The sequence below is a fragment of the Stenotrophomonas sp. YIM B13575 genome (assembly GCF_042787595.1).
GTDB classification, from domain to species: Bacteria; Pseudomonadota; Gammaproteobacteria; order Xanthomonadales; family Xanthomonadaceae; genus Stenotrophomonas; species Stenotrophomonas lactitubi_B.
In genome coordinates this window covers 24,943-33,050 of record NZ_JBHZOP010000150.1, presented here as the reverse complement: position 1 = coordinate 33,050, position 8,108 = coordinate 24,943, and the positions used below count along the sequence as shown (strand labels likewise).

Below are 8,108 nucleotides of genomic sequence, written 5' to 3'. Positions count from 1 at the left end.
GGTTGCGGGGGTGTCCGCGGCATGGATGCCGCGGCCAAGCCTACAGGGACGTATTTACGGCGTCCCCCGCAACCGGACCCACCCCGCCCTCCCACGGAATGCCCGCGGTTGCTGTTGCTTCGGCAGTTGCTGTTGCTTCGGCTTCGGCCTCTGCAGGTGCCGGGCGCAGCCCGGCCGTAACCCCTACAGCACCCGATACGCGCGCTCGGCCGCATCGAATACATTGCCCGGCGCGAACTGCTCGCCCAGGTAATGCAGTGACTGCCGGTGCTGCTGCAGCGAGCGCTGCGCCGCGCCGGGGCCCAGCAGCATCTGCTCGAATTCGATCAGGTCCTGCAGCATGCGCCAGTGCCGATACCATGCGATCCAGCGCGGATCGCCGAGGTCGTCGCCATATCCCTCGGCGAAGCCCAGCGGATGCTCACGCCCCCAGCGGCCACCCACCGCAGCGCCAACAAACATCAGGTCGCGCTCGCGCGGGGCCAGCGCCAGGCCGTCCCAGTCGATCAGGTGCAGCGCGTCGTCCTGCCCCATCAGCAGATTGCCGGCGTGCAGATCGGTGTGGCACAGACAAAGTGCGGGTGCTTCGTCCTGCAACGCACGACGCAGTGCTTCAGCACGCTGGTGAAGTTCGGCGATGCGCGGCCGCTGCTGCTGCCACAGCGCCAGGAACGCATTGCCGGATCGATCCTGCGCCTGCGCCAGCGTCGAAGGATCCTGCAACCACGCACCCACCGTATCGACCGCCGCGGTTTCAAGCCGCAGCGTCGGCAATGCCTGGCGCAGTGCCGGCGGAATCTCGGCCTCATGCAGGCGCCGCAGCACCTCGCCCAGCCGGCGCCATTGCGCACGGCTCAGCGGTGCCTCGAAGCCCGACTGCCCTTCGATATAGGGGAACAACGTGAACTGCAGGCCCCAGCGCTGCACCGAGGCACCGCCGGCCAATGCCGGCCAGGGCGCCACGATCTCTTCGATGCCCAATGTGCCGCGCAGCCAGTGCAGGCTGTCCCAGACCGCTGGCGCAACCTGAAAGTTGCGGCACTTCAACCACCAGTGGTCATGACGGGCGTCGATGCGGAACACGCACGCGTTGGCGTCGGCGCCCACCGGACGCGGCACCACCGCCGTCGCGTTGATGTCGTAGGACTGCTGCAGGACCTCAACGATCTGCTGCGCCGAAGCGAATGACATGGAGGCAGGCGTGCTCTGGTGACGACACCTACTATCGCAGATGACCCTGCATCCGCACAGACTAACGGGTCACAACATCGGTGTCCTGCGACGAAATAACTAGCCAGCGACGCGTCGCATCACCGCTTCCAACGGACCGCGCGCGAACTGCCATGACCACAACCACGCTGCTGCGGTAGCCAGCATCACGAACAGCAACGCGGCCATCAACACCCACGATAGGCTGGCGCTTCCATCCAGCAGACCGAGCGATTCCAGCACGCCCATGCCAATCAGGATGTGCGCCACGTACAGGCTCAGCGTCATCCGTCCGGCTGCGGTGAACGGCTCCAGCCAATCACCGGGATGCAGCCGCACCAACCACAGGCACGCGGCGATCAATGCACACGCCGCACCTGCGCCGGTCAGCAGATACGCCGGACCGGGCGGCATCGGCTGCGTCGCCAGCCACAGCTGCCACACCGTGCCGTGGCCCCATTGCTGCAACGCCTGGCCGGCGCCCATCAACAACAGACCGAGCAACAGCAGGGCGCGCTGCACCCGTGGCTGCGACAGCGGCAGCCGCGCCAGCAGCATGCCCAGCAGGAAGAAGCACAGCCACGGCAGCACGGGATGGAAACCGTTGAACAGCAGGTTGCGCATCGCACCCGGCCATTGCCATAGACCTTCGTAAGCCAGCGTCTGCCAGTTCCAGCCCTGGCTGTAGTCCCAGCGCAGCAGGGCCCAGAACGAGACCAACGCCAAGGCAGCCATGCTGCCCAGCAGAACGCGGGGCGATGCGCGCAGCCACAGCACCGCCACCGCGAAGTACACCGCGTAGTAGTGCAGGATGTCGGCGGGAAACACGGTCAGGTTGAGCAGGCCGAGTACGGCCAGGAACACGGCCCGTCGCCAGGTCTGCATGCTCGCCTGCCACCACGCTTGCCGCTGCGTGGCCAGCACCAACCCCAGCCCGGCCAGCGTCACGAAGGTGGCCGAGGCCTTGCCTTCCAGCAGATGGAAAAATCCAGCAAGCAGCCCGCCACCGTCGGCCTCGACGGCCATCGCCAGACGGAAGTTGACCAGCACCATGCCGGCCAGCGCGAGATAGCGCGCGAGGTCCAGCCCATGCAACCGTCGATCGTCACTGCTCACGAACGGCCTCCGAGCAGCGCCGCCAGCAGGCCAGGATCAAGCACGTCGGCATCCGCAGCGCGCGCCTCGCCCAACCCCTGCCGCAGCGCATCGCTTTCGATCGCATCCAGCAATACCTGCGCCTGCAGCGCCGCCATCAGTGCCGGGCGTCGACGCTCACGCCTTGCGACCTGCTGCAGGGCCTCGGCCAGCCCCCGCTGCAACTGCGCGCGGTTGCCCGCGAATGCCGCCGCCACCGGCGGATTGCGCGCGCTCTCGGCCAGCACTTCCACACTCAGCAGCGCCCATTCCGGCTGCCGGCACAAGGCGTGGAAATCCTTCAGGAATCCCTGCACCTGCGCCCGTTCGCCGTTGCAGTCCGTCAACAGTTGCAACAGGGGCTGCAGCTCATCCTGCTCGGCTTCGGCCGTGGCCAGGATCAGCGCCTCCTTGCCGGGAAAGTGGTTGTAGAGATTGCCCAGGCTGACGCCCGCCGCCTGCGCGATGTCGCGCATGCTGGTCTGGTGGAAGCCCTTGGCCAGAAAACACTGCAGGGCAGCCTGCAGGATCTGCGATGCACGCTGCTCATTGCGGTCGGTTCGATTCATGCGGCAAACAATGAACGAACGTTCGTCCATTTAACAGAGCAGCCAAAGCCTCCGGCCAGTCGCCGTTCAGGCCGCCGCGCTTGACCTCAACCGCAGTTGAGGAGCGATCCTGCCGCGCCCTGCAGCGCCTGTAGACCTGGCATGCCCCTAGAAAAATTCGTCCAGCAGCCGGTAGAACGCCAGTCGATCCTCATCGGCGCGCATGCCATAACGGGCCAGCAGCGGTGCGACCCAACGGGTGTCGCCGTAGTTGTGGACCAGGCTGCGCGCGGCCAACGCCAGGTCCTGGCAACGATCAGCCACGCCCAGCCGGCCACAATCGATGAAGCCGCTGAAGCGGCCGTCGACCGCCAGCAGATTCGGCAGGCACGCATCGCCGTGCGCTACCACCAGATCCTCATCCGCCGGACGGGTTGCCAGCAGTTCGGCATAGACCTGCTCCGCGCTCTGGCCAAGGCGTTCGTCGTCGAAATCATCCGCATCGATCTGCCCCGCCGCCACGCGCGCGGCCACCGCAGGCAAGCGCGATGCGAGGCGATGATCGAACGGACACGCGGCGACTGGCAGCGCATGCAGGGCGCGCAGCGCGTCAGCCAGCAGCACGACCACCTGGGCCGGTTCCAGCGTCGGCGACGATGCCAGGTCATGGCCGGGCAACGCGCTCATCAGCAGCCAGCGGCGACCGCCCTCCTCCGCCGTATCCAGCACCGTTGGCACCGGCTGTCCCTGCGCCCGCAGCCAGCGCAGACGCAGGATCTCGCCCTCCAGCTCGCTGAAGGCATCGATCACTTCCGATTTCAGGAACGCATCCAGCAGCCCCGGACGTCGCACGCGTGCCACATCCGCGCGCGATACGCCGATGCACTGCATCTCGATCTCCGCATTGCGCAGCGAGCTGCGCCACTGCGACGGCAAGGGCATGACACCGCCATCGCTCGATCCTGCCTCCATCTCCACCGCTCCGATCCCGGTCACATCCTGGATTCTCCCCGAAGCGGACACCTCACAGCAAAGGACATCGCATGAAACTCATGGTCATCGGCGCCAGCAAAGGCCTCGGCCGCGCCTTCGTGGAGGGCCTCTGCCAGCCCGGCGATACCGTCATCGGCGTGTCGCGCACACGCCCCACGCAGCTGGACTGCAGCGAGGGCGTCGACCTGCAGTGGATCGAGGCGGACCTGAGCCAGCCGGCACGTGCGGCGGCCAGCATCGCAGCACAGGCGCCGCCGGATCTCGATGTGCTCATCCACAATCTCGGCATCTGGGAGGAGACCGCATTCAGTGACGACTACGATTTCCTCAACGAACGTGACAGCGCACTGGCGCAGCTGGTGGACGTCAACATCACCGCCACCCTGCTGCTGCTCAAGCAGCTGCTGCCGCGCGTGCTCGGCGGACGCCGCCCGCAGCTGGTGTTGACCGGCTCGACCTCGGCGCTGCCGCGCAGTGGCCGCCCTGAGGTGGCCTTTGGCGCGTCCAAGTTCGCCCTCAACGGCATCGCCGATGCCCTGCGCGAAGGCTACCGCCAGCAGCGGCTGGCCGTGACGACGCTGCAGCTGGGCTACCTCAATACCGACGATGCACTGTCGGTGCCACTGCAGCAGGCGACCGCACGCGGTAATGGCGAGTACGTGCCGGTGCACGACGTGGTGGCGATGGTGCGCGCCCTGCTGCAGCTGTCGCCCTCCAGTTTCGTCCGCGAGCTGGTGCTGCCCGCGATCGCCGATCCGCGTTACTAGCACCCAGCGCACCCTGGCATCCCCGGTTTGGCCGCAGACGCGGCCGTGGTTTACCCTGCGGCTACTGGCAGTTGGCCGCACACAGGACCGGCTATGGCTATGGATGCGCTATCACGGGTTTCGACCCGGATCCTGGACAGCGCCCTGCCCAGCCTGCCGCTGTACCTGCTGCAGGCAACCGCAGTGATCGGCATGATCGGCGTGTTCCTGATCGCCACCCGCCGCCGCGGTGAAGCCATCGAAGGGCGCCGCGTCTACATCGGCGTGATTCTCGGCCTGATCCATCTGTTCAATTCCTGGTTCGTGGCCGGCTACGCGCAAGGCGTGGTCAAGCTCAACCTCGGCATCGACATCCTGCTGATCAGCGGCCTGCTGGGTGGCTGGCGCGGCGGCGTGACCTGCCTGCTGGCCAGCCTGCTGGCGCGCTACCAGTTCTCCGGCGCCCAGTACTTCCTGCCCGTCAGCCTGGAATCGGCGCTGCAGGTACTTGCAGGCATCTGGCTGCGTGGGTGGATGTACCCGCGCATGCTCACCCACCTGTCGCTACGGCTGATCCTGCAGGCCTGGGGGGTGCGCATCGCGGTGACCCTGCTTGGCCTGGCGCTGGGCGTGGCGATCATCGGCAGCGCGCAGCTGCCCCTGCTGGAACTGGCCACCCAGCGGCTGCTTGCCCTGCCGGTGTCACTGCTGGTGCTGGCGGCGGTATTCGCACTGGTCTACAACGACGCGCAGATCGATGCCCAGCGCCAACGCGAACATGCATGGATGCACATCGATCCGGTCAGCGGCCTGCCCAACCTGCGCGCCCTCGACGAGCGCCTGCAACGCCACTGGCGCAGCAGCGAAGACCATGGCAATGCGTGCCTGATCGTGACCGAGATGGGCAACCTGCAGGACCTGCTGCTGCGCTATGGCCCGCTGAATGACAGTGGCGTGTGGAACCGGCACAACGCCGAAGCCGTGCATCGCACCCTGCTGCACGCAAGGCCGACCGGCACGATGGAGGTCTATCAGTTCGGTGACAGCGCGCTGGCGATCCTGCTGCTGGACGCCAGCCTTGCCGATCTGCGCGCGGATACCGAACTGCCTGCGCTGGCCGACCGGTTGTCCACGGTGATCGGCGATGACTGGCCGGGCTTCCGCCCGGTGTTCCGCTGCGCAGTGGTCGAGTTGCAGCCACCCACGCAGGACGACAGCTCCATCCCGTTCCGCGCCGTCACCCTGGCCTTGAACACGATCGACTCCGGCGTGGTGTTCTTCGACGATCCGATCCAGCGCGACAGCGAAGTGGATGCACTGATCGAGACCGCACTGGACCACTGGCTGCAGCACGCCGACGCACCGCTGTACTACCAGCCGAAGTTCCGCCTGCATGACCGCCACCTGGTCGGCGCCGAAGCGCTGTTGCGGATGCGCGATGGCGACGGTCACCTGATTGCGCCGATGCGGGTGGTTTCGCTGCTGCGCCGCCGCGGTCGCCTGGCCGAACTGGAATGGGCCACGCTGCAGGCGGCCACCGCCTTCCTTGGCCGCTGCAGGGATGACGGGCACACGCTGACGATCGCGGTGAACGTGTCCGCCGAATCGCTGCGCCAACCCGGCTTCGGCGCGCGCCTGTGCAGCTTGCTGGAGCAGCAGCGCATACCCGGCGCGATGTTGCGGCTGGAAATCGTTGAGTGGACCGAGATCGTCGAGCGCGACGTCGTCGACGCCAACATCGTCGTTCTATTGGCCGCTGGCATGAGCCTGTCACTGGACGACTTCGGCGCTGGCTATTCGACGCTGATCCTGCTGTCACAGCTGTCAGTGGCCGAGGTGAAGATCGAGCGGGCGCTGATCGCCACGCTATCCGATGCCAAATCGCAGTCCATCGTCCGCTTCATCGTGGAGGTGGCGCACCGCTGCGGCGCCGTCGTCGTCGCCGAAGGCACCGAAACCACGGCACAGGAACACCTGCTGCGCGCGCTGGGAGTGGATGTCGGCCAGGGCTATCTGTATGCACACGCCCTGCCGCCGGAACAGTTCCGGCAGCTGGCGTGAGGGCCTTTCAGGCAAGGCGCATCGACAGTTCCACATCCTCAGCGAACGGTACCGACAGATAGCCGGCGCTGCCCGAGCGCATGCGCTGCTGGTAGCGCGGGCTGTCGTCGGCATTGTCGGCCACCACCAGCGCGCCCGGGCGCAGACGATCCTGCAGCAGGTCCAGCACATCGTCGTACAGCACCTTGGCACCATCGAGCAGCACCAGGTCGATCGTATCGGGCAGATCCACCGCCAGCGTCTCCAGCGCATCGCCCACGCGGATCTCCACCAGGTCGTCCAGGCCCGCTTCACGCAGGTGGGCGGCGGCGCGGCGCGCCTTCTCCGGCTCGAACTCGGTGGTGATCAGCCGGCCACCGCCGTTGTCACGCAGCGCCGCGGCCAGATGGATGCTGGAGATGCCGAACGAGGTACCGAACTCGACGATGCTGCGCGCGCCACTGCTGCGCGCCAGCAGGTACAGCAGGTTGCCGGTTTGCGGCGATACCGGCAGCCACAGGTCCTTCAGCAGCTCGCCGTACAGGCGCCGGTATTCGGTGCGGCTGCCGAGCAGTCGCTGCCGCTCTTCGGCGGAAACGGCGGTCAGGCCCGGGCTGAGCGCGCTGTCGGCTTCGGTGAACAGGCGCGCCAGCAGGGGCGCGACCGGGGCGGAAATCAGGGTGGACATGGACGGATGTTCCTTTCGGTGGCGGGGTTAGAATGCGAATGATTCGTCGCAATCAAGAATACGGACGATCCCCCGTCCCGCCTATTCGCATTGGAAAAGCCCCATGTCCGAACGCCGTCCCCCGCAGATTTCCTCGAGAAAACAGCCTCGCCAGTCACGATCGAACGACCTGGTCGCGGCCATCCTCGAAGCCGCTGCTCAGGTTTTGAAGCACGAGGGTGCCCCCCGGTTCACCACCGCGCGGGTAGCCGAACGCGCCGGCGTCAGCGTCGGCTCGCTGTACCAGTACTTCCCCAACAAAGCAGCGATCCTGTTCCGCCTGCAGCACGACGAGTGGCAGCAGACCGGCGCGATGCTGCGCGACATCCTGCAGGACGCGCGGCAACCGCACCTGCAGCGCCTGCGCACGCTGGTGCATGCGTTCATCGAGTCCGAATGCGAAGAAGCGCAGACCCGCGGCGCACTGAACGATGCGGCGCCGCTGTACCGCGATGCGCCGGAAGCGCAGGAAGCGCGCAGCGAAACCGACGATGCGATGCTCGCGTTCATCGCCGAGGTGCTGCCGCAGGCCCCGGCGGCCACCCGGCAGCTAGCGGTTGATCTGATCGACACCACGCTGGGTGCCACCGGCCGCGAATTTTCCAGTGAACCGCGCACCGCAGCGCAGATACGCAGCTATGCCGATGCGGTGGCCGACATGTTCTGCGCCTACCTCCGGCATCTGGGCGCGCACTGATCGCGCAGTCCCGG

At 66.9% G+C, this 8,108-nt stretch carries 8 protein-coding genes; 3 read left to right on the top strand and 5 right to left on the bottom strand.

The annotated features are described in order from the left end of the window. Positions 1 to 183: 183 nt before the first annotated feature. The 4 genes from ACFX4F_RS19290 to ACFX4F_RS19275 all read right to left on the bottom strand — a co-directional run bounded on the left by ACFX4F_RS19290 (position 184) and on the right by ACFX4F_RS19275 (position 3,833). Complete coding sequence (locus ACFX4F_RS19290; RefSeq protein ID WP_380657902.1) at positions 184 to 1,191, bottom strand: phosphotransferase; 1,008 nt, start codon at positions 1,189 to 1,191, stop codon at positions 184 to 186. Positions 1,192 to 1,290: 99 nt separating this feature from the next. Beyond that, positions 1,291 to 2,325, bottom strand: a complete 1,035-nt coding sequence (locus ACFX4F_RS19285) for a DUF418 domain-containing protein (RefSeq protein WP_380657900.1) — start codon at positions 2,323 to 2,325, stop codon at positions 1,291 to 1,293. Continuing rightward, positions 2,322 to 2,912: a TetR/AcrR family transcriptional regulator gene (locus ACFX4F_RS19280; RefSeq protein WP_380657898.1), complete on the bottom strand. Its 591-nt coding sequence runs from the start codon at positions 2,910 to 2,912 to the stop codon at positions 2,322 to 2,324. The genes ACFX4F_RS19285 and ACFX4F_RS19280 overlap by 4 nt, the downstream gene beginning before the upstream one ends. 147 nt (positions 2,913 to 3,059) lie before the next feature. Beyond that, entirely contained in the window at positions 3,060 to 3,833 is a 774-nt protein-coding gene (locus ACFX4F_RS19275) for an APH(3')-II family aminoglycoside O-phosphotransferase (protein ID WP_380657904.1), read from the bottom strand. A 101-nt stretch (positions 3,834 to 3,934) separates the two neighbouring features. Here ACFX4F_RS19275 and ACFX4F_RS19270 point away from each other — a divergent pair, with 101 nt between their 5' ends. After that, positions 3,935 to 4,651 (top strand): SDR family NAD(P)-dependent oxidoreductase, encoded by a 717-nt coding sequence (locus ACFX4F_RS19270; RefSeq protein ID WP_380657896.1) that lies wholly within the window; start codon positions 3,935 to 3,937, stop codon positions 4,649 to 4,651. A 99-nt stretch (positions 4,652 to 4,750) separates the two neighbouring features. Next, positions 4,751 to 6,691 carry an EAL domain-containing protein gene (locus ACFX4F_RS19265; protein WP_380657894.1) on the top strand — a complete coding sequence of 647 codons (1,941 nt, stop codon included), beginning with the start codon at positions 4,751 to 4,753 and terminating at the stop codon, positions 6,689 to 6,691. Between the two features lie 7 nt (positions 6,692 to 6,698). On the opposite strand, the gene ACFX4F_RS19260 is transcribed toward ACFX4F_RS19265, so the two are convergent. Continuing rightward, positions 6,699 to 7,358, bottom strand: a complete 660-nt coding sequence (locus tag ACFX4F_RS19260) for an O-methyltransferase (protein WP_380657891.1) — start codon at positions 7,356 to 7,358, stop codon at positions 6,699 to 6,701. Positions 7,359 to 7,461: 103 nt separating this feature from the next. Here ACFX4F_RS19260 and ACFX4F_RS19255 point away from each other — a divergent pair, with 103 nt between their 5' ends. Continuing rightward, positions 7,462 to 8,094: a TetR family transcriptional regulator gene (locus tag ACFX4F_RS19255; protein WP_380657888.1), complete on the top strand. Its 633-nt coding sequence runs from the start codon at positions 7,462 to 7,464 to the stop codon at positions 8,092 to 8,094. Positions 8,095 to 8,108: the final 14 nt, after the last annotated feature.